At 65.2% G+C, this 25,564-nt stretch carries 26 protein-coding genes; 13 read left to right on the top strand and 13 right to left on the bottom strand.

Annotation, left to right across the window (positions count from 1 at the left end):
• Window positions 1–151 precede the first annotated feature (151 nt).
• Window positions 152–526: a hypothetical protein gene (locus LB525_RS07175; protein ID WP_224544105.1), complete on the top strand. Its 375-nt coding sequence runs from the start codon at window positions 152–154 to the stop codon at window positions 524–526.
• A 64-nt stretch (window positions 527–590) separates the two neighbouring features.
• The gene (locus LB525_RS07170) at window positions 591–1,442 is read left to right on the top strand and encodes a hypothetical protein (protein WP_224544104.1); all 852 of its coding nucleotides are present in this window, start codon (window positions 591–593) and stop codon (window positions 1,440–1,442) included.
• A 27-nt stretch (window positions 1,443–1,469) separates the two neighbouring features.
• Here the strand turns inward: LB525_RS07170 and LB525_RS07165 are convergent, their stop codons facing one another.
• Entirely contained in the window at window positions 1,470–1,760 is a 291-nt protein-coding gene (locus LB525_RS07165; RefSeq protein ID WP_095766977.1) for a muconolactone Delta-isomerase family protein, read from the bottom strand.
• Window positions 1,761–1,874: 114 nt separating this feature from the next.
• Here LB525_RS07165 and LB525_RS07160 point away from each other — a divergent pair, with 114 nt between their 5' ends.
• Both LB525_RS07160 and modA read left to right on the top strand, forming a co-directional pair.
• Window positions 1,875–2,759 (top strand): LysR family transcriptional regulator, encoded by an 885-nt coding sequence (locus LB525_RS07160; protein ID WP_224544103.1) that lies wholly within the window; start codon window positions 1,875–1,877, stop codon window positions 2,757–2,759.
• Between the two features lie 166 nt (window positions 2,760–2,925).
• Window positions 2,926–3,618 (top strand): molybdate ABC transporter substrate-binding protein, encoded by a 693-nt coding sequence (modA, locus tag LB525_RS07155; RefSeq protein WP_224544102.1) that lies wholly within the window; start codon window positions 2,926–2,928, stop codon window positions 3,616–3,618.
• 8 nt (window positions 3,619–3,626) lie between these two features.
• On the opposite strand, the gene LB525_RS07150 is transcribed toward modA, so the two are convergent.
• Window positions 3,627–4,238, bottom strand: a complete 612-nt coding sequence (locus LB525_RS07150) for a TIGR00730 family Rossman fold protein (RefSeq protein WP_095766979.1) — start codon at window positions 4,236–4,238, stop codon at window positions 3,627–3,629.
• Window positions 4,239–4,358: 120 nt separating this feature from the next.
• Here LB525_RS07150 and LB525_RS07145 point away from each other — a divergent pair, with 120 nt between their 5' ends.
• From LB525_RS07145 to LB525_RS07130, 4 genes are all read left to right on the top strand, one after another.
• Window positions 4,359–5,882 (top strand): LysM peptidoglycan-binding domain-containing protein, encoded by a 1,524-nt coding sequence (locus LB525_RS07145; RefSeq protein WP_224544101.1) that lies wholly within the window; start codon window positions 4,359–4,361, stop codon window positions 5,880–5,882.
• Window positions 5,883–6,182: 300 nt separating this feature from the next.
• The gene (locus tag LB525_RS07140; protein ID WP_224544100.1) at window positions 6,183–6,518 is read left to right on the top strand and encodes an ArsR/SmtB family transcription factor; all 336 of its coding nucleotides are present in this window, start codon (window positions 6,183–6,185) and stop codon (window positions 6,516–6,518) included.
• The gene (locus LB525_RS07135; protein ID WP_224544099.1) at window positions 6,518–8,401 is read left to right on the top strand and encodes an ABCB family ABC transporter ATP-binding protein/permease; all 1,884 of its coding nucleotides are present in this window, start codon (window positions 6,518–6,520) and stop codon (window positions 8,399–8,401) included. The genes LB525_RS07140 and LB525_RS07135 overlap by 1 nt, the downstream gene beginning before the upstream one ends.
• Before the next feature lie 288 nt (window positions 8,402–8,689).
• Window positions 8,690–9,031 (top strand): antibiotic biosynthesis monooxygenase, encoded by a 342-nt coding sequence (locus tag LB525_RS07130; protein ID WP_224544098.1) that lies wholly within the window; start codon window positions 8,690–8,692, stop codon window positions 9,029–9,031.
• Here the strand turns inward: LB525_RS07130 and LB525_RS07125 are convergent.
• The gene (locus LB525_RS07125; RefSeq protein ID WP_224544097.1) at window positions 9,007–9,879 is read right to left on the bottom strand and encodes an SMP-30/gluconolactonase/LRE family protein; all 873 of its coding nucleotides are present in this window, start codon (window positions 9,877–9,879) and stop codon (window positions 9,007–9,009) included. The genes LB525_RS07130 and LB525_RS07125 overlap by 25 nt on opposite strands.
• Window positions 9,880–10,081: 202 nt before the next feature.
• Here LB525_RS07125 and LB525_RS07120 point away from each other — a divergent pair, with 202 nt between their 5' ends.
• Both LB525_RS07120 and LB525_RS07115 read left to right on the top strand, forming a co-directional pair.
• On the top strand, window positions 10,082–10,780 hold the full coding sequence (locus LB525_RS07120) for a phosphatidylserine decarboxylase (protein WP_224544096.1): 699 nt from the start codon (window positions 10,082–10,084) through the stop codon (window positions 10,778–10,780).
• A 3-nt stretch (window positions 10,781–10,783) separates the two neighbouring features.
• Complete coding sequence (locus LB525_RS07115) at window positions 10,784–11,599, top strand: CDP-alcohol phosphatidyltransferase family protein (protein ID WP_095766986.1); 816 nt, start codon at window positions 10,784–10,786, stop codon at window positions 11,597–11,599.
• A 9-nt stretch (window positions 11,600–11,608) separates the two neighbouring features.
• On the opposite strand, the gene LB525_RS07110 is transcribed toward LB525_RS07115, so the two are convergent.
• The gene (locus LB525_RS07110) at window positions 11,609–13,831 is read right to left on the bottom strand and encodes an AMP-binding protein (RefSeq protein ID WP_224544095.1); all 2,223 of its coding nucleotides are present in this window, start codon (window positions 13,829–13,831) and stop codon (window positions 11,609–11,611) included.
• Between the two features lie 301 nt (window positions 13,832–14,132).
• Entirely contained in the window at window positions 14,133–14,540 is a 408-nt protein-coding gene (locus LB525_RS07105) for a tautomerase family protein (protein WP_224544094.1), read from the bottom strand.
• A gap of 112 nt (window positions 14,541–14,652) precedes the next feature.
• On the opposite strand from LB525_RS07105, the gene LB525_RS07100 reads away from it, so the two are divergent.
• Window positions 14,653–15,507, top strand: coding sequence for a LysR substrate-binding domain-containing protein (locus LB525_RS07100; protein ID WP_224544093.1), 855 nt, complete (start codon window positions 14,653–14,655; stop codon window positions 15,505–15,507).
• 145 nt (window positions 15,508–15,652) lie between these two features.
• Here LB525_RS07100 and LB525_RS07095 read toward each other — a convergent pair whose 3' ends face one another.
• Window positions 15,653–16,570, bottom strand: coding sequence for a DMT family transporter (locus LB525_RS07095; RefSeq protein ID WP_224544092.1), 918 nt, complete (start codon window positions 16,568–16,570; stop codon window positions 15,653–15,655).
• A 37-nt stretch (window positions 16,571–16,607) separates the two neighbouring features.
• Entirely contained in the window at window positions 16,608–17,504 is an 897-nt protein-coding gene (locus LB525_RS07090; RefSeq protein ID WP_224544091.1) for a DMT family transporter, read from the bottom strand.
• 392 nt (window positions 17,505–17,896) lie between these two features.
• On the opposite strand from LB525_RS07090, the gene LB525_RS07085 reads away from it, so the two are divergent.
• The gene (locus LB525_RS07085) at window positions 17,897–18,091 is read left to right on the top strand and encodes a hypothetical protein (protein ID WP_224544090.1); all 195 of its coding nucleotides are present in this window, start codon (window positions 17,897–17,899) and stop codon (window positions 18,089–18,091) included.
• 168 nt (window positions 18,092–18,259) lie between these two features.
• Here LB525_RS07085 and LB525_RS07080 read toward each other — a convergent pair whose 3' ends face one another.
• Entirely contained in the window at window positions 18,260–19,756 is a 1,497-nt protein-coding gene (locus tag LB525_RS07080) for a S10 family peptidase (RefSeq protein WP_224544089.1), read from the bottom strand.
• A gap of 383 nt (window positions 19,757–20,139) precedes the next feature.
• On the opposite strand from LB525_RS07080, the gene LB525_RS07075 reads away from it, so the two are divergent.
• Window positions 20,140–20,646: an OsmC family protein gene (locus LB525_RS07075; protein WP_224544088.1), complete on the top strand. Its 507-nt coding sequence runs from the start codon at window positions 20,140–20,142 to the stop codon at window positions 20,644–20,646.
• A 14-nt stretch (window positions 20,647–20,660) separates the two neighbouring features.
• Here the strand turns inward: LB525_RS07075 and LB525_RS07070 are convergent, their stop codons facing one another.
• The 5 genes from LB525_RS07070 to radA form a co-directional block, all read right to left on the bottom strand.
• Entirely contained in the window at window positions 20,661–20,885 is a 225-nt protein-coding gene (locus tag LB525_RS07070) for a hypothetical protein (RefSeq protein WP_041008353.1), read from the bottom strand.
• Between the two features lie 146 nt (window positions 20,886–21,031).
• Complete coding sequence (locus LB525_RS07065; protein WP_224544087.1) at window positions 21,032–21,775, bottom strand: SDR family NAD(P)-dependent oxidoreductase; 744 nt, start codon at window positions 21,773–21,775, stop codon at window positions 21,032–21,034.
• A gap of 58 nt (window positions 21,776–21,833) precedes the next feature.
• Complete coding sequence (gene purF, locus LB525_RS07060) at window positions 21,834–23,315, bottom strand: amidophosphoribosyltransferase (protein ID WP_224544086.1); 1,482 nt, start codon at window positions 23,313–23,315, stop codon at window positions 21,834–21,836.
• A 100-nt stretch (window positions 23,316–23,415) separates the two neighbouring features.
• Window positions 23,416–24,093, bottom strand: coding sequence for a CvpA family protein (locus tag LB525_RS07055; RefSeq protein WP_140636064.1), 678 nt, complete (start codon window positions 24,091–24,093; stop codon window positions 23,416–23,418).
• 42 nt (window positions 24,094–24,135) lie between these two features.
• Window positions 24,136–25,539 (bottom strand): DNA repair protein RadA, encoded by a 1,404-nt coding sequence (radA, locus tag LB525_RS07050; protein ID WP_224544085.1) that lies wholly within the window; start codon window positions 25,537–25,539, stop codon window positions 24,136–24,138.
• Window positions 25,540–25,564 lie beyond the last annotated feature (25 nt).

Here is a 25,564-nt window from a genome sequence, read left to right as displayed (position 1 = left end):
TTCGCCTCTGTTTCGGATAGCCGCCGACAATAGCGACGGTTCCGTTGCCGGCAAGGGAGGCCCGTCCGACTGCGCTGGCAAGGATTCCAACTGTTACGCGCAATTAAGGCCGGACTGATAGATTCCGGGGCATTCGATCGGGGGTGTGGCCATGAGCCAGCGCGCGTTCATCACTCTGCTCGTCCTGATGGCGGTGCTCGTGGCACTGTCGGCCACATCGTTCCTGGGCGCCATGATCGGCTTCCTGTTCGGCATCGCCATTGCCTTCTTCGTCGCCGGGCCGGTCATGCTGACCGGCAAGGTGCTCGAGAAAAACGGCATAGCGATATCCGGCCAGACAGCCCTGTGGGTGCTCGCCGGCTTTTATGCGCTGCTCATTCTCGCCGCTGCATTTCAGATCTGGCGCCGACTCCAGCGCAAAGAGCCCGACCAAGCGCGATCCGCGGGTGTGCGGCTGGCGCTGCTCGTCGCGCTGCCCGCGATGGCGTGGCTGTCGGTGAACGCTATGCAGGACGCCTGGCCGTGAGGCATCTAGGCTAGGTCGCAACAAACTGGCAGGATGGCTCGATCAACGCGATTGGGGCGATCGCATGACTTTGCTTCAATTTCCGGTCACCGGCGAACAGGTCTCGAACGATGAGACGGAAGAGGTCATCCGCGAGGCCGAACCGCATCGCGCCCTGGTACGTTACCGCCCCGATGGCGGCGAACTCTTCATCCATACGCGGGTGAACATGGCGCTGCTGCGAGCCGCCGCATCGCTGCCGATCCTGCGCCTGAAGCTCGCGCCGCGCGCAGACGAGTTGACGGCGCGAGACGCTCTGCTGACGCCCAAGGGATCGCAGCGAAGCTACGCTTTCCTCGAAAAGCTTTGCCAGGATCTGGCTGCCGCAAACTGCCCAGCCTGTTATATCGCCGAACAGCATGGCGCGGGCGGCCGCGATTTCTATTTTACCACCGAAGACATCGCCGGTTTCGAACAGATAGCTGGCAAGGCCGCCGAGGCGCTGGCCTTTCCGCTCACGCTGGAACAGCAGTCGCTTGCCGCGCTGGCGCCGCTCATCCTTCCCGCCGAGGCGATAGGCGACCTCCGGCTGGAAATCGCCGCGGATGCCCGCATCCGGCCGACACGCTTCGAGTTCTGGGGCGCCGAGCCTTCTCTGGCGAAGCTGCGCGCCGAACTTGAAAAGCGCGGCTACCGCTTCTTGAGTCTGGAGATAGTCTCGCGTGAGCTAAGGATGGCGAAGGACGTGCCGATCGACGGCGAGGGTTTCGGCTCCGTGCTGAAGGAAATCGTTCCGCTGGCAAGGTCGCTGCAATGCAGCTATCGCGGTACCGAGACCGTCGAAGGCCACGAACAGTTCCTGCTCACCCGCCCTCTGCCCGAGCGCTACAGCGGCGCGCGCCCGGGGCTTTTCAGTCGTCTTTTCGGTCGCGGTTAGGCTGCAAGGTGGGCCGCCGCAGCTGCTTCACCGCTTCGGTCCAAAGCCCGGATAAGGGTTGAGCGGCACGATCGCCGCGATGTCCATCATGCCTGCCTCGATCAGCGGCAGCGTGGCAAGGTGGCCGCGCACCTCCTTTTCGTCTGCCGCCTCGAACATCATGCCGCTGCCGGGAACGTCGCCGCGGTTCCAGATCTGGCGCACGGCGCCTTGAACGTAGAGCGTCTTGCGCTGCTCGGACTCGGGCGGCAGCAGCGGCGCGAAGTCGGCGTCGCCGAACTTCTGGGTGTTGCGGGTGAGCAGGGCAAAGAACTGCATGGCAATCTCCTTGGTGGCCGGTTGATGCTGGAAGGTATCGCGCCCGCTGGTCAGACTGTTCAAGACTGATTAGGCTAAAATTAAGACCTTTGAGGACTTGAGTTGGGGGCAAAAATGCTCGACCTGCGCCAGATCAGATATTTCGTCGCCGTGGCCGAGGCCGGCAATGTCGGCCGTGCCGCCGAGCAGTTGGACATCTCGCAATCGCCCTTGAGCCGGCAGATCATCCAACTCGAGGAACAGCTCGGTGTCGCCTTGTTCGAGCGGGCGAAGCAGCGTGTCCACCTCAATGCCGAGGGCAGGGCCTTTCTTGCCGAAGCCCGAGCGCTGCTTGCCAATGCTGCGCGGCTGGAAGAGCTCGGCCGCAACCTTGCCAGCGGCGCCACAGGCAGCCTCGCCATCGGCTATGTCGAAGGCGCGGTGCATGCGGGGCTGATCGCGGACATGCTGCGGGATTTCCGCCGCGCGCGGCCGGATTTTCATCTACAGTTGCGCAGCCGGCGGACGGCTGCGCAGTTCGAAGATCTGAGGCAGCGCGTCCTCGACCTCGGTTTCGTCTATGGGCCGGCGCCGCAAGGCGATCCGAATATCGAGAGCATATTGGTGCGGCGCGAGCCGTTGGTTCTGGCAATGCCGGAAGGCGATCCGCTCGCCGATGTCGCCGACATCGCGCCCGGCCATCTCGACGGCCGCGTTTGGATCACAGTCGTGCGCCAGCCCGGCGACACCAACCGCGCGCAGTTCCTGGCGGCCTGCGCCGAATCCGGCTTCATGCCCGATATCGCCTATGAGACGGCCGATCCCTTGACTTCGCTTGGCCTTGTCAGCGCCGGGCTGGGCCTGGCGACGGTACAGGAAAGCCTGCGCTCGACCGCGCCTCCCGGCATCGTCTTCCGGGACCTGTTCTGGTTCAAGCGCAGCGTTGAGATCCACCTTGCCTGGCGGCGCAATGATCGGAGGGCGGCGATTGCCGATTTGAGACGAACCGTAGGACAGTAGGGCAACGGCACGTCAATTCCAGGCATGCTCCAATGGGGCGGAAAGGTGCATTCCGGACATGATTTTGGCGCGATTCAGCGAGTCGATTTGACCAGACGCGGAGCATGGAGTCCGGGCTTAGCTAGGTATTATAAGGGAGGCCGTTCGGCCGATTTCGGGTTAGGCCATGAATAACGCTGTCCGACTATTTGGTGCTATTGCGGTTCGTCCCGCCGTGGTTGCACTCATATCCCAGTTCGAAAAGGCCACAGGATTCACAGTAGCGGCCAAGTGGGAGCTCAATCCGACAGTAAAAAAGCAGATTGAGGCTGGGGAACCTTTTGACCTTGTCATCACCAATCCGAACCTGATCCAGGGTCTGGTCGTCTCGGGAAAGGTCAAGGCCGGAAGCCAGGCGGCGTTCGGACGGGTAGCAATGGGGGTGGCGGCCAAGGCAGGCAGTCGACAGCCCGACATTGGGTCCGTGGAAACATTCGAACATGCGTTGAAGAGCGCCAGATCAGTCGCCTACGCCAGCGAAGGGACCAGCGGTGGCTACTTCTCCGATTTGCTGGAACGCTTGGGAATAGCAGATGAGGTGAAGCCCAAGCTGGTTGCCATATCGGGAGGGCAGACAGCAGCGGCCGTAGGCCGTGGGGAAGCTGAGTTGGGGGTCATTCCCGTGACTTCGATTCTCGCCGCCGCTCCCGAGGTCACGCTTGTCGGTCTGTTTCCGGCGGAACTCGAAAGTTACGTTGAATTCGCCATTGGCCTGAGTACCGATCCAACGCGTGCAGAAGCCGCCAAGCAGCTATCAGGATTTCTGACGTCGATGGCCGTTGACGACATCTTGGCTGCAAAGGGCGTCGAGCGCCGCTAAGCGCGCCCTTACATTTTGTCGATCACCGACTGCACCCCTTCAGTCGGCGCGTCGACCGACGAGCCCGCCACCATGATGGCGGCGACGATCGCTTCCGGGTCGTCAACCACCAGTGGCTTCACCTTATGCGCGGTGTGGATGAAGCCTTCCTCGGACATATGCTCGATCAGCGTCAGCATCGGGTCCCAGAAACCTTTGACGTTGGCGAAGACGATCGGCTTGCGGTGGTGGCCGAGCTGCGCCCAGGTCATGATCTCGACGATCTCCTCAACCGTGCCGATGCCGCCCGGCAGCGCCACAAAGGCGTCGGATTTCTCGAACATGCTGTGCTTGCGTTCGTGCATGTTGTCGGTGATCAAGAGTTCGTCGAGCTTGTCGAGCGCGGTCTCGGTCGCCTCCTTGTTGATCAGGAAGCGCGGGATGATGCCGGTGACCTTGCCGCCGGCCTTGAGCGCGCCGTCGGCGACAGCGCCCATGATGCCCTTGGTGCCGCCGCCATAGATGAGGCGCAACCCGGATTTGGCAAGCGAGCGGCCAAGTGTGTGGCCGGCCTTGATATAGGCCTCGTCGCGGCCCGGAGACGAGCCGCAATAGACGCAGACGGATCGAATCGTGTTCATGGCGATGATTGGTGATGGGGACGGTCGGCCGGGTCAAGCCCGCGGACGGGCTTTTTCTTGTCGGACTCGGGAAAACACGCTAGACCGGGCGTTAGGTGGCTAAGGGGGCAATACGGAATTATGGCGATCAATCCTTCTAAGGCGTTTTTGTTCGCGGCGGGTGGCGTTGTCGCCGTCGCGGCGGTCGCCTACGGCTCGGGCGCGCTCGATCCTTACATCAACGACCAGAAGCCGGCGCAGGTCGCGACGCTGCCGCAGACTGATGCGAAACCGGCTGAATCCTCGAGCACCGGCACAGAGGCGCGCGTGCCCCAGGCTCCGGCAAACACAATGGCTCCGGCGAACACGATGGCGCCAGCCAACACCATGGCGCCCGCCAATAAGATGGCGCCGGCCAACAACGCCATGGCGCCGGCCGCCCAGGCGCCCGCCGCCGGCCCGACATTGCCGACCTTCGACGTCGTGCGGGTCGAGGGCAATGGCTCGATCGTCGTCGCCGGCAGCGCCGCGCCCAACGCCAAGGTCGAGATCTTGAATGGCGGCACGGTGCTCGGCTCGACCGAGTCCGGACCCGACGGCGCCTTCGCCATCGTGCTCGACGATCCGCTGAAGCCCGGCGACTATACGATCACGCTGCGCCAGACGGTTGGCGGCATTGCCGTTGCCTCGGCCCAGACCGCCGTCGTGTCGGTGCCGCAGAGCCCGACCGGCCAGGTGCTGGCCATGGTCGAGGAGCCGGGCAAGGCCTCGCAACTGATCACCGTTCCTGAGACCGAGAGCAAGCCGGCGGCGCCGGCGGCGACCGATCAGGCAGCGGCGCCTGCGACCCAAGCTCCGGCAACGACCGCGCCGGCGGTATCGGGCACGGCCTCGGCGCCGGCCGCGACCGCGCCGGCCGCCACAGACCAGGCGCCCGCGCCGGCGGCGGTCGCCGCGGCGGAGCCCAAGATCGCGGTCGAAGCGGTCGAAATCGACGGCAGCAAGATCTTCGTCGCCGGCACGGCCGATCCCGGCCGCAAGGTGCGCGCCTATGCCGACGCCATCCTGCTCGGCGACGCCAAGACTTCGGCCGACGGGCATTTCCTGATCGAAGCGACGCGCGACATTCCGGTCGGCAGCTACACTATCCATGTCGACGGCCTGGACAATGACGGCGTCAAGGTCGTCGCCCGCGCTGCCGTCCCGTTCGAGCGCGAGGCCGGCGCGTCGGTCGCCGCCGTCGCCCCAAGCAAGACAAAGCCAGCCGAGGCCAAGCCGGCCGAGACCAAGACCGCCGAAACCACGACCGACACAGCAACGGCCGAAGCGGCCAAGCCGGCCCCGGCCGCCGGGGGCGCTGCCAAGGTTGCCGAGGCGACGCCCTCGACCGACGTGCCCGAAACGGTCGCGCCAAAGCTCGAACATGCCGACAGCTCCGTCATCATCCGCCGCAACGACACGCTCTGGCGCATCTCGCGCCGCGTCTACGGCCATGGCACGCGCTTCTCGACGATCTATCTGGCCAATAAGGACCAGATCCGCGATCCCGATCGCATCTGGCCGGGCCAGGTGTTCAAGGTGCCGTCGACTTCGAAGGAAGGCGAGGCCGCCGACATGAAGGCCATGGGCGAGCAGATGACAGCCGCGCCGGCGAAGACGGAGTGAGGCACTTCGTCATTCTAGGGCGGAGCAAGGAGCAAAGCGACGCGCGCAGACCCTAGAATCCATGCCGTGACATAAAGGCGATGCCACGGTGCAGACCTGTCTTTTTCAGGCATCCTACGGAGTTCCATTCTCGATCGCGGCATCTCGCGCGCGCGTCCCGGCATGGATTCTAGGGTCTACGCGACGCTTCGCGTCGCTACGCCCTAGAATGACGAACGAGAGGGCTGCGATCTCCTTCAACAAATCTACCCATGCGCCTAGCTTGCCCTCTCACCGTTCATCGTCTATCGCCGATGAACTATGTCCGAATCCCCCGACACCCGCTGCACCGAAAGCCGTGCCATTGCCGCGCGGCTGGCGGCGCTGTCGCATCCGGCGCGCATCGAGATCCTGAAACATCTCTCGGCCAGCCGCTGCTGCTCCTGCCGTGAGGTGGTCGATCACCTCGATCTCGCACAGTCGACCGTTTCGCAGCATCTGAAGATACTGGTCGAGGCCGGACTCGTCCGCTTCGAGACCGACCGCCAGCGCTCGCGCTACGCGGTCGACCACGCCGCGCTTGCGGGCGTCTCCGCTTCGCTCGCCCAGCTCGTCAACTCCTGCTGCCCCAGCCTCTCACCCATAAGGCAAGACTAGTGGCCGAAAAGACCGTATCCGCCGAAGCCGGCACCCTCACCACTTTGCGCAATCTGTGGCCCTATATGTGGCCGGCCGACCGCGCCGATCTCAGAGCCCGCGTCACCTGGGCGACGCTGCTTCTGGTCGTCGCCAAGGTCACATTGGTCGCCGGCCCCTATTTCTTCAAATGGGCGACCGATGCGCTGGCCCATGGCTCGAAGACACCGCCGCCGCTGCCATCCTTCCTGCTGGCGCCGGTGGCGCTGGTCATCGCTTACAACGTCCTGCGCCTGGTCCAGCTCGGCTTCAACCAGCTGCGCGATGCCCTGTTTGCCCGCGTCGGCCAGTATGCCGTGCGCCAGCTCGCCTTCCGCACCTTCGTCCACATGCATCAGCTGTCGCTGCGCTTCCATCTCGAGCGCCGCACCGGCGGCCTGTCGCGCATCATCGAGCGCGGCACCAAGGGCATCGAGACCATCGTGCGCTTCATCATGCTGAACACGGCGCCGACCATCCTCGAATTCGCGCTGACGGCCGGCATATTTGCCTTCACCTATGGCTGGAGATACGTCGCCGTGGTCGCCGTCACCGTCAGCCTCTATGTCTGGTTCACCGTCAAGGCGAGCGACTGGCGCATCTCGATCCGCCGCGACATGAACGACAGCGACACTGACGCCAACACCAAGGCGATCGACTCGCTGCTCAACTTCGAGACGGTCAAATATTTCACCAATGAGCGCATGGAGGCCGAGCGCTTCGACCGCTCGATGGCACGCTACGAGCTCGCCGCGACGAAAACCTGGACATCGCTCGGCTGGCTGAATTTCGGCCAGGGCCTCATCTTCGGCCTCGGCACGGTCATCGTCATGTGCATGTCGGCGCTGGAGGTGCAGGCCGGCAGGCAGACGGTGGGCGACTTCGTCTTCATCAACGCCATGCTGATCCAGCTTTCGGTGCCGCTCAATTTCATCGGCTTCATCTATCGCGAAATCCGGCAAGGGCTGACCGATATCGAGCACATGTTCGACCTGCTGGACGTGCCCCAGGAGATCGTCGACAAGCCCGATGCGAAGCCTTTGAAGGTCGGCCCCGGCAAGGTCGAGTTCCGCGACGTCCATTTCTCCTATGACCCCAGCCGCAAGATCCTGAAAGGCGTCTCCTTCGAGGTGCCGGCCGGCAAGACCGTGGCCATCGTCGGCCCGTCCGGCGCCGGCAAGTCGACCATCTCCCGGCTGCTGTTCCGTTTCTACGACGTTCAGGGCGGACAGGTGCTGATCGACGGCCAAGACATCCGCGACGTCACGCAGGAGAGCCTGCGCGCGGTGCTCGGCATGGTGCCGCAGGACACCGTGCTGTTCAACGACACCATCGCCTACAACATACGCTACGGTCGTGTCGGCGCCGGCGAGGAGGAGGTGCGCAAGGCGGCCGAGCTCGCCCAGATCGGCCCGTTCATCCAGAAGCTGCCCGAGGGCTACAAGTCGATGGTCGGTGAGCGCGGGCTGAAATTGTCGGGCGGCGAGAAGCAGCGCGTGGCGATCGCCCGCACCATCCTCAAGGCGCCGCCGATCCTGATGCTGGACGAGGCGACCTCGGCGCTGGACACCCAGACCGAGCAGGAGATCCAGGCAGCCCTCGACCTGGTCAGCAAGGGCCGCACCACGATCGTGATTGCCCACCGGCTGTCCACGGTGATTTCGGCCGACGAGATCATCGTGCTGAAGGACGGCCAGATCGCCGAGCGCGGCACCCATGCGGCGCTGCTTGCCAAGCACGGCCTCTACGCCTCGATGTGGGACCGCCAGCGCGAGGCAACCGAAGCCGAAGAGCGCCTGCGCATTGCGCGCGAGGGCGACGAGCTTGGGGTGATTGTGAGGAGAAGGACGTCGGAGGTGAGCTAGCGCCTCTTCCCCTTCTCCCCTTGTGGGAGAAGGTGGCCTCGCGAAGCGAGGTCGGATGAGGGGTGTTGGAAGGATCGCCGCACGACAAGCGCTTGAAGCATCTATTCTTTTCTCGCCTCATTCCTGCCAGCACCCCTCATCCGTCTCGGCGCTTCGCGCCGATCCACCTTCTCCCACAAGGGGAGAAGGGAAAGGCGCAAAATCCCCTTGACCTCAACCTATCTTGAGCTTGCAAACCGTCTCTGAGCCCCTGCGAAGCAACTCGTAGAAGAGTGGAGACAGATCGAAATGAGCACTCAAAACCACCGCACCGGTAGCGTGTTCCGGGTCGACAAATTCGTCGTGCCGGCGCAAGCGCGCGACGAAATCCTCAGCAAGGCCAGGATGACGCATGAACTGCTGCGCCAGCAGCAGGGTTTCGTGCAGGACTTCTTGCTCGAGCAGTTCTCCGGCCCCGGCGAGTTCAACATCGTCACCATAGTCGAATGGGAAAGCCAGGCCGCGGTCGACAAGGTGGTGCCGATCATCAAGGCCGCGCATGAGCGCATCGCCTTCAGCGCGCAGGAAACCATCGCCCGCCTCGGCGTCAAGGCCGACATCGCCAACTATCGGCGCGTGCCCGAACTATAGGAAGGCCACCCGGCTCCGGGTACCGAAACAGCGGCGCTCAGCACCTGGCCGGTGCGGGCGTCGCTCACCATGTTTTCGAACCCACGCCATTCGGCGGCGGCGATGAACAACGTCCTGCCGTCGGAGCCGCCCAGCATGCAGGCAAAGCAGCCGCGATCGACCTCGACCCTGTCGATTTTCTCGCCGCCTTCGCGAACCCTGACACAGTGGCGGTTCGGCACGTCGGCATACCAGACGCAGCCCTCGGCATCGATGCAGATGCCGTCGGGACAGTCGTTCCCGAGATCGGCCCAGACGCGCCGCTTGGAAAGGCTCCCATCTTCGCCAATATCGAAGGCTGTCAGCCGTCTTGCGTGGGACTCGGCGATTATCAGTGTCCGATTGTCCGGCGTCACGGCCATGCCGTTGGCGAATGCGATATCCTCGGCGACCTGCCGCATCGTGCCGTCCGGCGTGATCAGCACGATGGTGCCCGGCGCGAAATGCTCGCCCGGCGCCGGAGCCGGCCCGCCGCCATTGACATAGATGTTGCCGCGCCCATCGACGACGATTTCGTTCCAGGGGTTCTTCGACAGATGCCTCAGATCGGCATGGGTGACGAGCGTCCCGCCTGCCTCCTGCCTTAGCAGCAGGCCTTCCCGCCCCGAGACCACCAGAAGCCTCCCATCCGGCAGCCAGTCGATCGAATAGGGCAGGACGGCCGGCACGGTAAGCATCACCTCGCTCCGGCCATTTTCGTCTAGCGCGACGATCTCGCCGGTGCCCCAGTTGCAGAGCCAGAGCCGGCCGTCATGCCAGCGCGGCGACTCGCCGAAGGCGAGGCCTTCGGTGATGATATTGGCACTCATTGCAGACGGTTTCTGCGAAGGCATTGGCGGGCTCCTTGGGTGTCCTCTCGCCAAGGACGCGTGACGGAGCCGGGGTCCGACACCCAGAGCAAAATTTAGGCTTTCCACGCCGGCGTTGCTGCCTCCCCCATTGTTGCGTTGCGGGGAGGGGGGCTTTCCGCTATTGAGGCGCAACCTGAAACAGGGACCGCCCCCAAGCCCTATGACGCTTCTCGACTCGGTCAAGAATACGTTCGTTCCGATCCATCGCGAAGGCTACCCCTTCATCGCCGCCTTCGCCGCGGCGACGCTGTTTCTCGGCTACTTCTCCTCGATCCTGTTCTGGATCGGGCTGATCCTCACTGCGTGGTGCATCTATTTCTACCGCGACCCCGAGCGCGTCACCCCGGTCGACGACCGGCTGGTGGTGAGCCCGGCCGATGGCGTGGTTTCCGCGGTCGGCCCCGCCGTGCCGCCGAGCGAGCTTGGCCTCGGCTCCGGCGAGATGACCCGGATCTCGGTGTTCATGAATGTGTTTTCGTGCCACATCAACCGCGCTCCGGTGCGCGGCCGGATCACGCGCATCGAGCACAAGCCCGGCAAATTCCTCAATGCCGAGCTCGACAAGGCAAGCGCGGAGAACGAGCGCAACGGCCTGGTCATCGACAGCCCGAACGGCACGATTGCCGCCGTACAGATCGCCGGCCTTGTGGCGCGCCGCATCGTCTGCTGGGCCGAGGCCGGCGGTACGATCGCGATAGGCGAGCGTTTCGGCCTGATCCGCTTCGGCTCGCGCGTCGACGTCTTCCTCCCGTCGGGCGCCGTGCCGCGCGTCGCGGTCGGCCAGACGGCGGTCGGAGGCGAGACCGTGCTTGCCGAATTCGGTGGCACCGCGGTCACGCCCTTGGTCAGGGTTTCCTGAGCGTTGGGCGCGCCGTTCAAGAAATTCGAAGCCCATGCCAGCGGCGGCCCGCGCATCCGCGAGATCCCGATGCGCATGGTGCTGCCCAACCTGGTCACCGTGCTTGCCATCTGCGCCGGCCTATCCGGCATCCGCTTCGCCTTCGAGAACCGCTTCGAGATCGCTGTGGTCATGGTGTTGCTTGCCGCCTTCCTCGACGGCATCGACGGGCGACTGGCGCGCATGCTGAAGGCGACCTCGAAATTCGGCGCGCAGATGGATTCGCTGGCCGATATCGTCAATTTCGGCGTGGCGCCGGCCCTGGTGCTCTATGCCTTCCTGCTCGACCGCGCCGGCTCGCCAGGCTGGATCGCCGCACTTCTCTTCACCATCGCCTGCGGCATGCGGCTGGCCCGCTTCAACGTTCTGGCCGACGACGCCGAGCAGCCGGCCTGGCAGACCGAATATTTCGTCGGCGTGCCGGCCCCGGCGGGCGCTGTGCTGGTCATGCTGCCGCTCTATCTTTATTTCCTGCGGCTCGGTCTGGAGCCCAGCCGGCCGGCCGCCTTCGTCGCCACCGGCTTCACCGTGCTGGTCGCTTTCCTTCTGGTCAGCCGCCTGCCGGTCTATTCGGGCAAGAGCGTCAAGGTGCCGGGCGACAGGGTGCTGCCGGTCATCCTCGGCGTCGTGCTCTACATCCTCTTGCTGATGACCTATCCCTGGTACACGCTGACGGCTTCCGTCGCTGGGTACCTGCTTTTCCTGCCGTTGTCGGTGCGCGCCTATTCCAAGCGGGCCATGCGCGAAGGCGAGAAGGTGCCGCCGTCGGATATCGGGTAGCGCTGCGCCCTAGGCCGCCGCACTCAGCCCCAGCCGGTCGATCGCCAGCTTGCGCGCCGAGATGTAATCCGTCTTGCCCGAGCCCAGCACCGGGATCTCTTCCACCTTGATGATGTCGTTGGGCACCATCAGCTCGGCCGCGCCGGCCTTCTTGCCGAACTGGCGCAACTCCTCGGCATTGGCTTCGTCGGCGGTGGTGACCAGCACGATGCGCTCGCCGCGCCTCTTGTCGGGCACTGCCACCGCCGCGTGGCGCTCTTCCGGCCATAGCGACTGCACCAGCATCTCGACGGCGCCCAGCGACACCATCTCGCCGGCGATCTTGGCGAAGCGCTTGGCCCGCCCGCGTATGGTGATGAAGCCCTCGCGGTCGACCGAGACGATATCGCCGGTATCGTGCCAGCCTTCCAGCCGCTGCAATTCGCCGGGACGGTCGGCGGTCATATAGCCCATCATCATGTTCGGTCCGTCGAGCCACAGCCGGCCGCCCTCGGCGATGCCTTCGACTGGCTCCAGCTTCATGCGGATCGCCGGCAGCGGCCGCCCGACTGTGCCGTCGCGGCTGTGGATGGCGGTGTTCACCGCCACCACGGGCGCGGCCTCGGTCAGCCCGAAGCCTTCCACGATCGAGGCCTGGAAACGGTCGCGATAGGTGCGCCGCGTTTCCGGCTTCACCGCTTCGGCGCCGGCCACGACAAAGCGCAGGCTGGAGAAGTCGCCGTCCTTGGCGGTGCGGGCGTAGTTGGCCAGAAAAGTGTCGGTGCCGAACATCACGGTCGGCTTCACCTTGCGGGCGATCTCTGGGATGATCTTGTAGTGCAGCGGCGAGGGGTAGAGGAACAGCTTAACGCCCAGCACCAGCGGCAGGATGGTGCCGCCGGTCAACCCGAAGGAATGGAACACCGGCAGCACGTTGAGCAGGATGTCGGCCGGCGAGACGGAGATGCGCGCCTCGGCCTGCATGACATTGGCAAGCAGGTTGCGGTTCGACAGCACCACCGCCTTCGGCGTGCCTTCCGAGCCGGAGGTGAACAGGATGACAGCGGGCTTCGAGGCTTGCTGCCGCTGCAGTGGCAAACGCCACAGAAGCGCGGCGGCAACCTTGTCCAGGGTCGTCACATTGGCGCGCACATCTTCCAGCCACAGCATCTTGGCGCCACCCGCCTCGACCGCTGCGACGATGTCGTCGATGCCCGCCTTTTCGATGAAGGCGCGGGAGGAAACCACCGTCCTGATGACGGCAGTGCGGATCGCCGCGGTCACGCTCGCCGGGCCGGCGGTGTAGTTGATCATCGCCGCCACGCGGGCAGCTGAGACCAGGCCGACGAAGGTAAGCACCACGCCATTGGCGTTGGGCAACAGCACGCCGACCGCTTCGCCGGGCGCGGTCACCGCCTCGAAATGGCGGCCGAGCACGCGAGCGCCGATGAACAGCTTACGGTAGCTGAGCGAACCGGAAATCACATCCTCGATGATCGGGCGCGAAGGTCCGATGCGGTCGGCGGCGTCGCGCATGGCGAGCAAGAGCCCGCGATCGAGATTGGTGCCGTAAAGCCGCGCCTCGGCGAAGCGGTCGAACAGCGCGTTGGTGTTGGATGCCATGTCGGGGTTGCGCGCCACCAGCTCGGCGATGGTCATCGGCTCCAGCACACTCATCGAAAGCCGCGGGAACCAGTGGCGCGGCGCTTTTTCCTTCGGCGTCAGCGACACCGGCAGGTCACGCGTGCCGGCAACGAAGATCGGCACGATGCGCGCGTCGGCCTGCATGGCGATGCGCGTGATGGCACGAAACAGCCGGAACGATTTGACGTCCGGCTCGACATTGTCCGGCAGATAGACGGCAAGCCGCCCCTTGCCCTTCAGCACGCGCACCAGCCGGCGGCTGACGAAGATATGCTCGGCGTTGAAGGCGATGGTACGCGCAAGCTCGCGCCACGGCTCCAGCCAGGGCGAGCGCGCCGAAGCCTCGTCCAAGATATGCAGCGTGTCGTCGGGAAGCAGCGACAGCATCAGCGCCGGCTCGATGCGCGACTGGTGCCAGACGACATAGATGACCGGCGTCTTGGCGCTGCGGGCGATGCGCATGCGATTGTCGGCGATGCGGTAGGCGAGCTTGAACGGCACATAGAGCAGCGCCTGGGTGAAGCGCAGGTCGAGCCGGACCCGCTCGATCACGGCAATCAGCAGCCAGGCAAGGACAAGGCCCGCCAGCAGCGCCAGGGTCAGGATCATGCCGCTCTCTCCCAGTCTCCTCCAGGGCGCGGCTCTTGAGCGACCGCTTCGGTGGCAGAGGGTAGCGCAAGTGCGGGCAAGGTCAATGCGGGGTCGGAGAGCTTTCCCTTCTCCCCTTGTGGGAGAAGGTGGATCGGCGCGCAGCGCCGAGACGGATGAGGGGTGTTGGAAGAAATGAGGCGCTGGAAAATCCAGCTCTTGAGGCGCTTAGCTTGCGACGCCGCGCTCCGTCCAACACTCCTCATCCGACCGAGCTTCGCTTGGCCACCTTCTCCCAGAAGGGGAGAAGGGGAAGACGGCGCTACGCCGCCTTCAACCTCCCGCTGATGAACCGGAACTCCTGGCTTTTGCCGCCATAGCCATAGGCCGCCGCCGGCACTTCGTGCACCAAGGCGTAGCTTTCCTTATGCACGCCGTTAAGCAGCCGGCCGAAGGCCCCGAAGATCGCCTTGAGATAGGCTTCGAGCTCGAGCTTTGTGTTGGTACCGTCGACGACCTTGATGTCGAGCCAAAACGTGTTGGTACCGTGCTCGGCCAGCGACTTGCCGCCGGCGAACCAGTGCTGCGGATCGATGTAGTTGACGGCGACTGCGGTGATCGTCGGATCCTTGTGCAACAGTTTCGCCGTGATATCGGTGGCCTCCCTGGCGATTGCGGCGGACAGCTTGGCGTCCGGCTTGCCGGTGACGCTGATATTGATGATCGGCATTTTTCTATCCTCTGAGTTGGGCGCCTCGCGCCGTCGATGGGAGGACCATGCCATCGGCATAGCATCAATAAAATCGAATTGTTTTTGATAAATAGTTCGATAGCATTGAAGTATGGAAACGCTCGATCCGGATCTTCTGAAAACCTTCCTTGCCTTTGTCGACGGCGGCTCGCTCGCCAAGGCCGCATCCACCGTCGGCCGCACGCCGTCGGCGGTGACCGCGCAGATGCAGCGGCTGGAGGAGATCGTCGGCGAGCCGCTGCTCATCCCGCAGGGCAGGGGACGCGGGCTGACGCCGGCCGGCGAAGATCTTGTCGGCCATGCGCGGCGCATCCTTGCCGTCCACACCGAGGCCTGGCTGGCGCTGAAGGGCGCGCGCGCCGACGGCCGCATCGCCATCGGCACGACGCAGGATTTCGCCGATCAAGGGCTGCCGGACCTGCTCCGGGCCTTCGCTGCCAGCCACCCGCGCGTCAGGGTCGAGCTGCGCGTCGGCCGTTCCATGGAACTCGGGTCGGCGTTGCAGGCGGGCCAGCTCGACCTCGCGATCACCATGCGCCATGCCCCGTTGCCGGATGAAGCGGCCCTGATCAGCGAGCCGATGCTGTGGCTCTGCTCGGAAAAAGGCCTGGCGGCGCGACAGGAGGTGGTACCGCTGGCCCTGCTCGATCCCTATTGCGGCTTCAGGGAGGCGGCGCTCAATGCGCTCGACGCCGCCGGCCGCCGCTATCGCATCGCCGCCGGCAGCGCCAGCCTTGCCGGCCTGCGCAGCGCGGTCAATGCCGGCATCGCGCTGACGCCGCGCACCCGGCGTTTCGCCCATTCCGGCATCGTCGTGGCATCTGCCGATTTCGACCTCCCGCCGCTGCCGATGGCCGATTTCGTCATCCGGCTCGGCCGCGAAGCCGCCCGCCCGGCGCGGGAACTGGCGGAGTTGCTTGCCGGCGGCCTGGCCCTTCCGTCCTGAAGCCGGTCGCCCAAAGAAAAAGCCGACCTTTTTGAGGGTCGGCTTCTAGTCGGACGGGTCGAGGGGTTTGGGGGGACTTGGGGGGTGACCCGTCGATCCAATAATGCTCCACGCGGATGATGGTTCCGTGACCGGCGAAATATTTTTATGAACCCGCCGATTTCGCCTTCAGCCAGTCGCGCCCGGCATGCGCAAAGACCGCGCAAAGCACGATGGCGCCGCCGATGATGCTGGCCATCGGTGGGACTTCGCCGAGGAACAGCAGGGCAAACAGGATGGCGAACGGCACCTCTGCGGAACCGAGCAGGCCGGCTTCCGCCGACGGGATCAGCCGCGAGCCTTCCGTCCACAGGATCGAGGCGAGCGCGAAAGAGCAGCCGAAGGTGGCAAGCAGCGCCACGTCGCGGGCGGACACGGCCAGCGGATCGGTGATGAACCAGCCGAGCACGAAAAGCAGGAAGGCCGAGACAGCGCCCGCCCAGACGACCGGCGAGTCGCGAAAAGCGCGCACCATGATCATGTAGAGCGCGCTGCCGGCGGTCATCAGCAGCGCCAGGGCGTCGCCGAACAGGTGCCCGCTGCCGAGGCCGGCGCCCACCATGATGGCGACGCCGCAAAGCGATACGGCCGCCGCTATCATCGTCTGCAGCCGGAATTTTTCCCGCACCAGAACGAAGGCGAGCAGTGCGGCGATGAAGGGCGAGGTGGCGTAGATCACCGCGACATTGGCGACATAGGTGAATTTGAAAGCCGAGATGAAGGCGATGCTGGCGGCGGCGCCCTCGACCGCGAGCAGCCAGCCGCGCCAGCCGAGTTTCAGGCTTTCGCGCCCGCCCGAGCGGCGCCGGCGCCACAGCACGTAGAAGCTGATCAGGATCGAGCCGAAAAAACCGCGCCAGCAGGTGATCGTCAGCGGATCGGCATGGATCGACTTGGTCAGCACGCCGGTGAGCGCGAAGGCGATCGCCGATGCCGACACCAGGATGATGCCGAGCGTGCGCTCGGCAGCCACGTCGGCGGCGGCAGGCGCAAGCTTTTCCGGCATGTCGAGCGTGTCCGTCATGGCGCCAGCCTACCCGGTTGCTCCTGACAGCCTTCCGTCATGAGGCCTGCTCCCGTCTGCGGAAATGCTCGTTGCCGACGATAAGCAGGCCGGCGCCGATGATCAGCGCCGCGCCCATGAACACTTCCGTGCGCGGCACGTCGCCCCATATGGCGTAGCCCAGCGCGAAGGCCCAGACCAGCGAGGTGTATTCGAACGGCGCAATAATCGACACCGGCGCGCGCTTCATGCCTTCGAACAGCGCATATTGCGCCACCCCGCCGAGTGCCCCGACGCTGACAAGCAAAAGAAGCTGCCGCCAATCGGGCATGCGCCACCAAAGCAGCGCCGGCACGGCCGAGAAGAGCAGGAAATAGAAATTGTTGAGCACGAGTTGGATCGTCGTGCGCTCCTGCAGCGCCGTCTTGCGCAGCAGCACCACGGCGATCCCCCAAAGGACGGCCGCTGCCAGCACCAGGAGCACCGGCACGGAGAGGCCGAGTCGGGTCGGATCGCAGGCGATGAAGACGCCGACGAAGCCGATGAACACCGCCAGCCAGCGCAGCAGCGGCACCGTCTCGCCCAGGATCAGCACCGACAGCACGGTGACGATGATCGGCGCGGCGTAATAGATGGTGGTGAGCTCGGCAAGCTGCAGCGAGCGCGCGGCGTTGTAGTAGCAAAGCCAGGCGGCGAGCGTGAAGGCGCTGCGCACCAGCATCGGCCTGACGATCGGCGAATCGATCGTGTCGGCGAACAGCCGCCTGCCGCCGACCGCGCCGCAGGCGACGAGCACGGTGATCGAGCGGACGAACATGATCTGCCAGACCGTCATGCCAGCGACGAGGAGCTTGATCGAGGCATCCTGCGCCGAAAACAGGAAATAGGCGGCGGCCATGAACAGGATGCCGGCCAGCACCCTTTCGCGGCTTTCCAGGATGACGACATCGGCCATAAGGGCTCAGCGTGTTTGCGTGAGGCGGTTCCGCCCCGGTCGGGACCGTTGCTCCAGCTATAGGGGCGAAAGCTTGCACTGCGCTGCTCCAGCGCAGCGCTTGCGTTGGCGCAGGGATGGCAATCGAGGCACGGGGTGGTAGCGTGGGAAAGCAAGGCGGAGGAGCGTCGGGTGAAGGCAGTCGTTATGGCGGGCGCGATCCTGAGCGCGATCGCGGGGACGTCCGGAGCGGAGACCGTCTATCGTTACAAGCACGGGCCCTCGACGATGTGCGGCATCCACGGCGCCGACAGCGGCGATTTTCTCAGGCAGGTGCGGGCGCAGGGCAGTCTCCATCAAGCCCCGGCTTCAGAGCGGTTCGACTTGTTCGTTTCGGATGATGGACTGACGCAGTGGGTTTTCACAAAGCCTCCGAGAAGGCCTATCCTGCCGTGACATGCAGGCGGTTCGACAAGGATCAGCAAGGCAACTGGATTGCGAACCGGGAACTTCGCTGCGAGACGGATAGCCCTGTCTGCGACAGGCTGGCCGATGAGTTTCAGAAACTGGACGAGCAACTGCGCCGCTCGCTGGCAAACGGCAAATAAAGTGTTCGCATGACCTACGACAAGCCTACCGATCCAAATCTCGACCGCGCTTTTTGTTCTTCTGAGGTCATCATGACGAGAACGCCGCCAATCCGCTGCATTCGCGCGACGAACCTGCCCGGCTTTGCCCTGATGCAGGCGCGGGTCGCCTGCGCGCGTGACCTGCCATTATTGCGTCGCCTGATAGAGCTCCGATGCCGCGTCCTTCAGCGCGCGCCGTCCGTCCGGCCGCAGATACATCATGTGGCCGCCCTCGACGACGTCGAGCCGGATCGGCTTGGCATCTGACAGCGAAGGAAGCTGGTTCACCAGATAGCGCGAGGCGAGATAGGGCGTGACGAGATCGGTATAGCCGTTGACGATGACGACACCCAGCGCCGGGTTGAGCGAGCGGGCGCGCTGCAGGTCGTTCATCACACCGGCATAGCCCTGGCCTGATGTGCCGTAATCCCAGCTGCGGCTGACCTCGCCATTGAGCAGCCGGTAGCTGACGTCGGTGCGGTAGTTCAGCTCGTCGCGGGCGTAAGCGACGAAGGCGGAGGTCAGCACCGGAACGCTGCGGTCGAGCACCGGGTCGAGGCCGGCCTCACGGGCGCTTTGCGGCGCGATGTCGGCAGTGCCGATGGTGCCGTCGTAGGGGCTCAGAACCTTGCCCGTGGCGCGCTGGAATTCCTTGGCGAAAAGCCCGATAGGGATGCGGGCGAAATTGCGCTGGACGAGCTCCAGCGGCAGGCCGGCGATCTCCGATACGCGCCCGCTGGCGAGCTTGCTGCCTTGCTCCAGCCCGCTGTTCAGCGCCGTCAGGTAATCGCCGAGCGCATAATGCTCGACCTCGGCCAACCTGTCGCGCAACGCGTCGCCGCTCACGCCGTCGCCCTTCAGCCGCGTTGCCGCCAGCGAAGGCAGCTCCAGCGCCCAGTGCAGCTGGTCGAATTGGTCGGGCCGCACCAGCATGAATTCCAGCGCCGGCGAGATCAGCACGATGCCGCTGGGGCTGAGGCCGACATCCTCCTGCAGCGTGCGGGCAAGCAGCGCCGCGCGAAAGCCGCCATAGCTCTCGCCGGCGAGGAACAGCGGCGATCCGGTGCGGCCGTTCTGCGCCAGATAGAGGCGGATGAAGGCGCCGACCGAGCTGGCGTCGGCATCGACGCTCCAGAATTCCTTCGGCTCGTGCCCAGGCGCTTCGCGGCTGTATCCGGTGCCGACCGGATCGACGAAGACGAGATCGCTCATGTCGAGCCAGCTGTCGGGATTGTCGATAAGCTTTTGCGGCGGCCGCAGGAACTCGCCGTTGGCGGCGGTCTCGACGATGCGCGGCCCGATCGCGCCGAGATGCAGGTAAGCCGACGCAGCACCGGGCCCGCCGTTGAAGACAAAGGTGATCGGCCGCTCCTTCGCCGGGGCGGGCGATTGCTGCGAGTAGGCGACATAGAAGATCTCGGCCGTCACCTCGCCCTTGCCGGATAGGAGCGACAGCGTGCCGGCCTTGGCCTGGTAATCCAGCTTGCGCCCGCCGAGCGTGATCGAATGCTCGGTCACCTGTGGTGGCGGCAGCAGCGACAGCACGCCGCCGGTCGGGGCTGGACGCTCGGGTGCTTCGGCGAAGGTGGGCTGAGCGAAGGCGGCGACCGCCAGCAGGATGAGGGAGACGAGCTTGGATCGCATGTGGGCTCCGCTTGGATGGCATCCGCAAAAGTATGGCCGGGGCGAGGGAAGTCAAAGGGGCGCGGCGCAGAAGCTGCCAATCTCCCCCCTTGCGGGGGAGATACCCGGCAGGGCAGAGGGGGGTGTGACGGAACTCGACCCCTGATTGACTCGTCTTGCTACAGGAACTTCTGTCCGAGTTCGCGCGCTGTGAACAGCTGACATGATGGCGGGACAGCACCCCCCTCTGTCCTGCCGGACATCTCCCCCGCAAGGGGGGAGATCAGCCGTCATGTTTAGTCTTCGCCAACTTTTCAAGCTGGGAGGGATGATAGTCGGCGGCAAGCTTTCCTAGCTCTGACAGTGCTATAAAGGCATCAAAGACGTATCGGAAGGACAACAAAATGGACTCCACCGCCCTCAAGGCCATGCAGGCCCCGTTGAAGGACGCCTATCGCGAGGATGCCGCAAGGGCGCTGATCACGCTGAAGGCCCGCGGCACGCTCGACGACCAGTCGATCGCCTGCAAGGTGGAGACCGGTAGGGCGCTTGCTGTCGCCGGGCTTCATCCGGCCACCGGCGGCTCGGGCCTCGAGCTGTGCTCGGGAGACATGCTGCTGGAAGCGCTGGTCGCCTGCGCCGGCGTGACGCTGAAAGCGGTGGCGACCGCCTTGGAGTTCAAGCTCGGCAACGCTACCGTCGAGGCCGAGGGCGATCTCGATTTTCGCGGCACGCTGGGCGTCGCCCGCGACGCGCCGGTCGGCTTCCGCGAGATAAGACTGAAATTCGATCTCGACACCGACGAGCCGCAAGAGCGCATCGATTCGCTCATCAAGCTCACCGAGCGCTACTGCGTGGTGTTCCAGACGATCAACAACAAGCCGGCGTTGAGCGTGAGCGCGCGGCGCTGAAACGACGCCTCGCGCTACTGCGCCGAGGGCGTTTCCGCATCCCCTTCATCGGTAAACGGCGAGGCGCTCGGCACGCATTGCACGGCCCAGCCCTGAGGGGTCGGCTGCTTCTGATATTCGGTGATGGCGTTGGTGCATTGTTCGCGGGTGTCGAAGGTGCTGGGCAGCACCACCATGCCGCCCTGCGGGCCGGCGATCACCAGATACCAGACCAACGCTACGCTGGGAGTAGCAGCCATGGGAATTCCTCGCTTTGAAATGTCGGAGTCGGGCCGATCCTAGCAACTCCCATGGAGCAGCGAAAGCAGCGAGGCGGCACACGCTTTCGCCGCCCCGTTCACAGACCCGTGAATAGAGGGGTCGCGACGCCTCAGGCACCCAGGCTTTATTCCGGCTGCCGGTAGGCGACGAAGCGGTTGTGCTTGGCCTGGAAGATCAAGCCGGTTTCCTTCAGTTCCGGGCTTGCCAGCGGCACGATGCGCCTGGCGATCTCGGACGGATGCGGCAGCGTCTCCGGGTCTTCGCCGGGCATGGCCTGCGCGCGCATTGCGGTGCGGGTGGCACCGGGATCGGCGGCATTGACCCGGAGCGCCAGGCTCTCGGTCTCATGTGCCCAGGAACGCATCATCGTTTCGACCGCCGCTTTCGAGGCCGCGTAGGGCGCCCAGAAGGCGCGCGCCGAATGCGCCGCATTGGACGACAGGATGATGGCGCGGCCGGCGTCGGAGAGCCTGAGCAGCGGATCGACCGAGCGGATCAGCCGCCAGGTCGCCGTCACGTTGATGGTCATCACCTTCTCGAAGGTCTTGGCCTCGACATGGCCGATCGGCGAGATGACGCCGAGCACGCCGGCATTGGCGACCAGGATATCGAGCTTGCCCCAGCGCTCATGGATCGCGCCGCCCAGACGGTCGATGCCGGCCATGTCGGCAAGATCGAGCGGCACCAGCGTCGCCTGGCCGCAGCCGTCGGCCTTGATCTGGTCGTCCAGCTCTTCCAGCCCGCCGACCGTGCGCGCCACCGCGATCACATGCGCGCCGGCTGCCGCCAGCTCCCTGGCGATGAAATAGCCGATGCCGCGCGAGGCGCCGGTTACGACCGCCACGCGGCCGGAAAGGTCGAGGGTCATGTGAGAGATTCCATAAGGCGCGAGACAGCTCGGCGATGGCAAATGATAGTCCGGGCGCCTACGCCCCGCCGCTCGCCAGCAGCGACAGCGTACGCACATTGTCGTGGCCTTCGAAGTCGAGCAGGCGGGTGGGGTACTGTCCCGTGAAGCAGGCGTCGCAGAATTGCGGCTGGTCGTTGTCGCGGCCGGCCTCGCCGACGGCGCGGTAGAGCCCGTCGATCGACAGGAAGCCGAGCGAATCGACGCGGATGAACTCCGCCATCTCCTCGACCGACATGCGCGACGCAAGCAGCTTCGACTTCTCCGGCGTGTCGACGCCGTAGAAGCAGGACGCGCTGGTCGGCGGCGAGGCGATGCGCATATGCACTTCCCTGGCGCCGGCGTCGCGCACCATCTGGACGATCTTCTGGCTGGTGGTGCCGCGCACGATCGAATCGTCGACCAGCACCACGCGCTTGCCCTCGATCATGCGGCGGTTGGCGTTGTGCTTGAGCTTCACGCCCATGTGGCGGATGGAATCGCCTGGCTGGATGAAGGTGCGGCCGACATAATGATTGCGAATGATGCCGAGCTCGAAGGGAATGCCGGCGGCCTGCGAGAAGCCGATCGCGGCCGGCGTGCCGGAATCCGGCACCGGCACGACGATGTCGGCCTCGACCGGGCTTTCCTGCGCGAGTTCCGCGCCAATGCGCTTCCTCACATCATAGACGTTGCGGCCTTCGACCGAGGAATCCGGCCGCGCGAAATAGACATATTCGAAGATGCAGAAGCGCGTCTTCTGCGGCTCGAACGGGAAGATGCTTTCGATGCCCTTCGCGGTGACCACCACCATCTCGCCGGGCTTGATGTCGCGCACGAAGCGGGCGCCGATAATGTCGAGCGCGCAGGTTTCGGAAGCGAGGATCCAGGCGCCGTCGAGGTCGCCAAGCACCAGCGGGCGGATGCCCAGCGGATCGCGGCAGCCGATCATCTTCTTGGCGGTCATTGCCACCAGCGAGAAGGCGCCTTCGACCTGGCGGATCGCATCGATGAAGCGCGAATTCAAATCGCGCTCCTTGCTGGTCGCGACCAGATGCAGCAGCGTCTCTGTGTCGGAGGTCGAGGAGAAGATCGAGCCCTGCTTCTGCAGCGCGCGCTGCACGGTGAGCGCGTTGGTGAGGTTGCCGTTGTGAGCCACGGCAAGACCGCCTTCCGCGAGCTCGGCGAAGAAGGGCTGGATGTTGCGCAGCCCGGCGCCGCCGGTGGTGGCGTAGCGCGTGTGGCCGATGGCGCGGTTGCCTTGCAGGCTGTCGATGACGCGCTGCTTGGTGAAGGTATCGCCGATCAGGCCGACATGGCGTTCGACATGGAACTGGGTGCCGTCATAGGAGACGATGCCGGCCGCTTCCTGGCCGCGATGCTGCAGGGCATGAAGGCCGAGTGTGACAATGGCCGCCGCGTCCTGCCGGCCGAAGATGCCGAACACGCCGCATTCGTCGTGAAAATGATCGTCGGCCTCGGCGGAAAGGACCTTGCCTTCATCTGCCGTTGAGTCTGCCATCTGGTGCTCAAGCTCCGCTAAAGCCGCCATATAAGGCGATCTATCGCCGAACGCAACGCACGCTTTTTGCATTCACAACCGGTACCAAGCCGGCCTGCGATCAGTTTGCCGGCGCTGGAGCCGGGGCGGGCGCTGGCGTGGCCGGCGCCGGCTCGTTGTCGGCAGGCGCCTCGCCCTCGCTGTCGTCAGGCGCCGGCGCGTTGTCGTCGCCGGCCGGCGGCTCGGCCGCGGGCTGGTCGGTCGTGGCCGGCGCGCCGGCCTGCGGCGTGCCCTTATGGGTGTATTTGTTGACCAGTTCCTCGGTGTTTTCCGGCAGCACGCTTTCGAGCTTGGCGCCGATCGTCTCCAGCAACGGCCGCGACTTGGCGTTGGCGATCCAGGCAGGCGCCTTGGCGCCGGCCAGCCAGTTGAAGAACAGCAGCGCCACCGCGACCACTAGGATGCCGCGCGCCGCGCCATAGAGAAAGCCGAGCGTGCGGTCGAGCGCGCCGATGCGCGAATCGATGATCCAGTCGGCGAGCTTCATGGTGATGACGGAGACGACGATCAGCGCGATGAGGAAGACGATGCCCGCCGAAGCCGCCATCGCGATCTTGTCGTTGTCGACATAGGGCTGAACATAGGGCAGGACCGGCTTGTAGAAGAAGAAAGCCGCCGCCGCCGCCGCCGCCCAGGAAACCACCGAGAGCACTTCGCGGGAGAAGCCGCGCACCATGGCGAGCATTGCTGAGACCAGGGTGAAGCCGACGAGGATTCCGTCTAGCAGCGTAATCGGCATGGTTCTCGCCCCACTTCCTGTCTTACGGCCCGACGAGCCGCATCACTCCCCGTCGTCGGCACGACCGCGCCGCGTGCCGGCTATGCGCGCCACAAGGTCGGCAAGCTCGGTGGGCTGGAAAGCGCCGGCCCCGATCCCCCCGGCAAGTTCCTCGCTGCCGAGCGGCAGCACCGCGCTTCCAAAACCCAGCTTTTCGGCTTCCTTGAGGCGCTGCTGCGCATGCGCAACCGGCCTCACGGCGCCCGATAGGCTGATTTCGCCGAAATAGACGCAATCGGCGGGAAGGGCAAGACCGGTGAGTGACGAAACCAGCGCCGCGGCGACCGCGAGATCGGCCGCCGGCTCCGAGATCCGATAGCCGCCGGCGACGTTGAGATAGACGTCGTGCTGGCCGAAGCGGACGCCGCAATGCGCCTCCAGCACGGCGAGCACCATCGACAGCCGCGCGCCGTCCCAGCCGACGACGGCGCGGCGCGGCGTGCCGAGCGAGGAAGGCGCGACAAGCGCCTGGATCTCGACCAGCACCGGCCTCGTGCCTTCCATGCCGGCGAAAACCGCGGCGCCCGGCGACTTTGCGTGGCGTTCGCCGAGGAAAAGCTCGGATGGATTGGAAACCTCGCGCAGCCCCTTGTCCGACATTTCGAACACGCCGATCTCGTCGGTCGGCCCAAAGCGGTTCTTCACCGTGCGCAGGATGCGGAAGTGATGATTGCCTTCGCCCTCGAAGTAGAGCACGCCGTCGACCATGTGCTCGACGACGCGAGGGCCGGCGATCTGGCCTTCCTTGGTGACATGGCCGACGAGCACGATCGCCGCGCCTGTGGATTTCGCGTAGCGGATCATCGCCTGGGCGGCGGCGCGCACCTGGGTGACGGTGCCCGGTGCCGAATCGGCAAGGTCCGTCCACAGCGTCTGAATGGAATCGAGGATGACGAGGTCCGGCCGCTTGCCGTCGGCGATGGTCGCCAGGATGTCCTCGACATTGGTTTCGGCCGCAAGCTCGACCGGCGTCGAGGCGACGCCGAGGCGTTGTGCCCGCAGCCGGATCTGCGCCACCGCTTCCTCGCCCGAGACATAGACGATGCGGTGGCCTTTCGAGGCGAGCGCGGCGGCTGCCTGCGTCAAGAGCGTCGACTTGCCGATGCCGGGATCGCCGCCGACCAGAAGCGCCGAGCCGCGCACGAAGCCGCCGCCGGTGGCGCGGTCGAGCTCGCCGATGCCCGACACGATGCGCGGCGCGTCCTCGATGTCGCCCGACAGGCTGGTCAGCACCACGGCACGCCCTTTGCGGGCGTTGCGCGCGTTGGCCGGCCCCGAACCGATGCCGCCGGACGTGCCTTCCTCGACCAGCGTGTTCCACTCACCGCAGGCATCGCATTTGCCGGCCCAGCGCTGATGCACCGAGCCGCAATTCTGGCAGATGAACTGAACGCGCGATTTGGCCATTAGCGACGGCCCAACATTGGATAGG

The organism is Mesorhizobium sp. CA16 (assembly GCF_020165175.1).
Classification (GTDB): Bacteria; Pseudomonadota; Alphaproteobacteria; order Rhizobiales; family Rhizobiaceae; genus Mesorhizobium.
Note: the sequence above shows the minus strand (reverse complement) of the source record. Positions and strands in the feature narration are given on the sequence as shown.

Bases quoted from the DNA above. Each gene is read 5' to 3' on its own strand.
- LB525_RS07175 (WP_224544105.1), top strand. From the start codon at position 152: ATGAGCCAGCGCGCGTTCATCACTCTGCTCGTCCTGATGGCGGTGCTC.
- LB525_RS07170 (WP_224544104.1), top strand. From the start codon at position 591: ATGACTTTGCTTCAATTTCCGGTCACCGGCGAACAGGTCTCGAACGAT.
- LB525_RS07165 (WP_095766977.1), bottom strand. From the start codon at position 1,760: ATGCAGTTCTTTGCCCTGCTCACCCGCAACACCCAGAAGTTCGGCGAC.
- LB525_RS07160 (WP_224544103.1), top strand. From the start codon at position 1,875: ATGCTCGACCTGCGCCAGATCAGATATTTCGTCGCCGTGGCCGAGGCC.
- modA (WP_224544102.1), top strand. From the start codon at position 2,926: ATGAATAACGCTGTCCGACTATTTGGTGCTATTGCGGTTCGTCCCGCC.
- LB525_RS07150 (WP_095766979.1), bottom strand. From the start codon at position 4,238: ATGAACACGATTCGATCCGTCTGCGTCTATTGCGGCTCGTCTCCGGGC.
- LB525_RS07145 (WP_224544101.1), top strand. From the start codon at position 4,359: ATGGCGATCAATCCTTCTAAGGCGTTTTTGTTCGCGGCGGGTGGCGTT.
- LB525_RS07140 (WP_224544100.1), top strand. From the start codon at position 6,183: ATGTCCGAATCCCCCGACACCCGCTGCACCGAAAGCCGTGCCATTGCC.
- LB525_RS07130 (WP_224544098.1), top strand. From the start codon at position 8,690: ATGAGCACTCAAAACCACCGCACCGGTAGCGTGTTCCGGGTCGACAAA.
- LB525_RS07125 (WP_224544097.1), bottom strand. From the start codon at position 9,879: ATGAGTGCCAATATCATCACCGAAGGCCTCGCCTTCGGCGAGTCGCCG.
- LB525_RS07120 (WP_224544096.1), top strand. From the start codon at position 10,082: ATGACGCTTCTCGACTCGGTCAAGAATACGTTCGTTCCGATCCATCGC.
- LB525_RS07110 (WP_224544095.1), bottom strand. From the start codon at position 13,831: ATGATCCTGACCCTGGCGCTGCTGGCGGGCCTTGTCCTTGCCTGGCTG.
- LB525_RS07105 (WP_224544094.1), bottom strand. From the start codon at position 14,540: ATGCCGATCATCAATATCAGCGTCACCGGCAAGCCGGACGCCAAGCTG.
- LB525_RS07100 (WP_224544093.1), top strand. From the start codon at position 14,653: ATGGAAACGCTCGATCCGGATCTTCTGAAAACCTTCCTTGCCTTTGTC.
- LB525_RS07095 (WP_224544092.1), bottom strand. From the start codon at position 16,570: ATGACGGACACGCTCGACATGCCGGAAAAGCTTGCGCCTGCCGCCGCC.
- LB525_RS07090 (WP_224544091.1), bottom strand. From the start codon at position 17,504: ATGGCCGATGTCGTCATCCTGGAAAGCCGCGAAAGGGTGCTGGCCGGC.
- LB525_RS07080 (WP_224544089.1), bottom strand. From the start codon at position 19,756: ATGCGATCCAAGCTCGTCTCCCTCATCCTGCTGGCGGTCGCCGCCTTC.
- LB525_RS07075 (WP_224544088.1), top strand. From the start codon at position 20,140: ATGGACTCCACCGCCCTCAAGGCCATGCAGGCCCCGTTGAAGGACGCC.
- LB525_RS07070 (WP_041008353.1), bottom strand. From the start codon at position 20,885: ATGGCTGCTACTCCCAGCGTAGCGTTGGTCTGGTATCTGGTGATCGCC.
- LB525_RS07065 (WP_224544087.1), bottom strand. From the start codon at position 21,775: ATGACCCTCGACCTTTCCGGCCGCGTGGCGGTCGTAACCGGCGCCTCG.
- purF (WP_224544086.1), bottom strand. From the start codon at position 23,315: ATGGCAGACTCAACGGCAGATGAAGGCAAGGTCCTTTCCGCCGAGGCC.
- LB525_RS07055 (WP_140636064.1), bottom strand. From the start codon at position 24,093: ATGCCGATTACGCTGCTAGACGGAATCCTCGTCGGCTTCACCCTGGTC.
- radA (WP_224544085.1), bottom strand. From the start codon at position 25,539: ATGGCCAAATCGCGCGTTCAGTTCATCTGCCAGAATTGCGGCTCGGTG.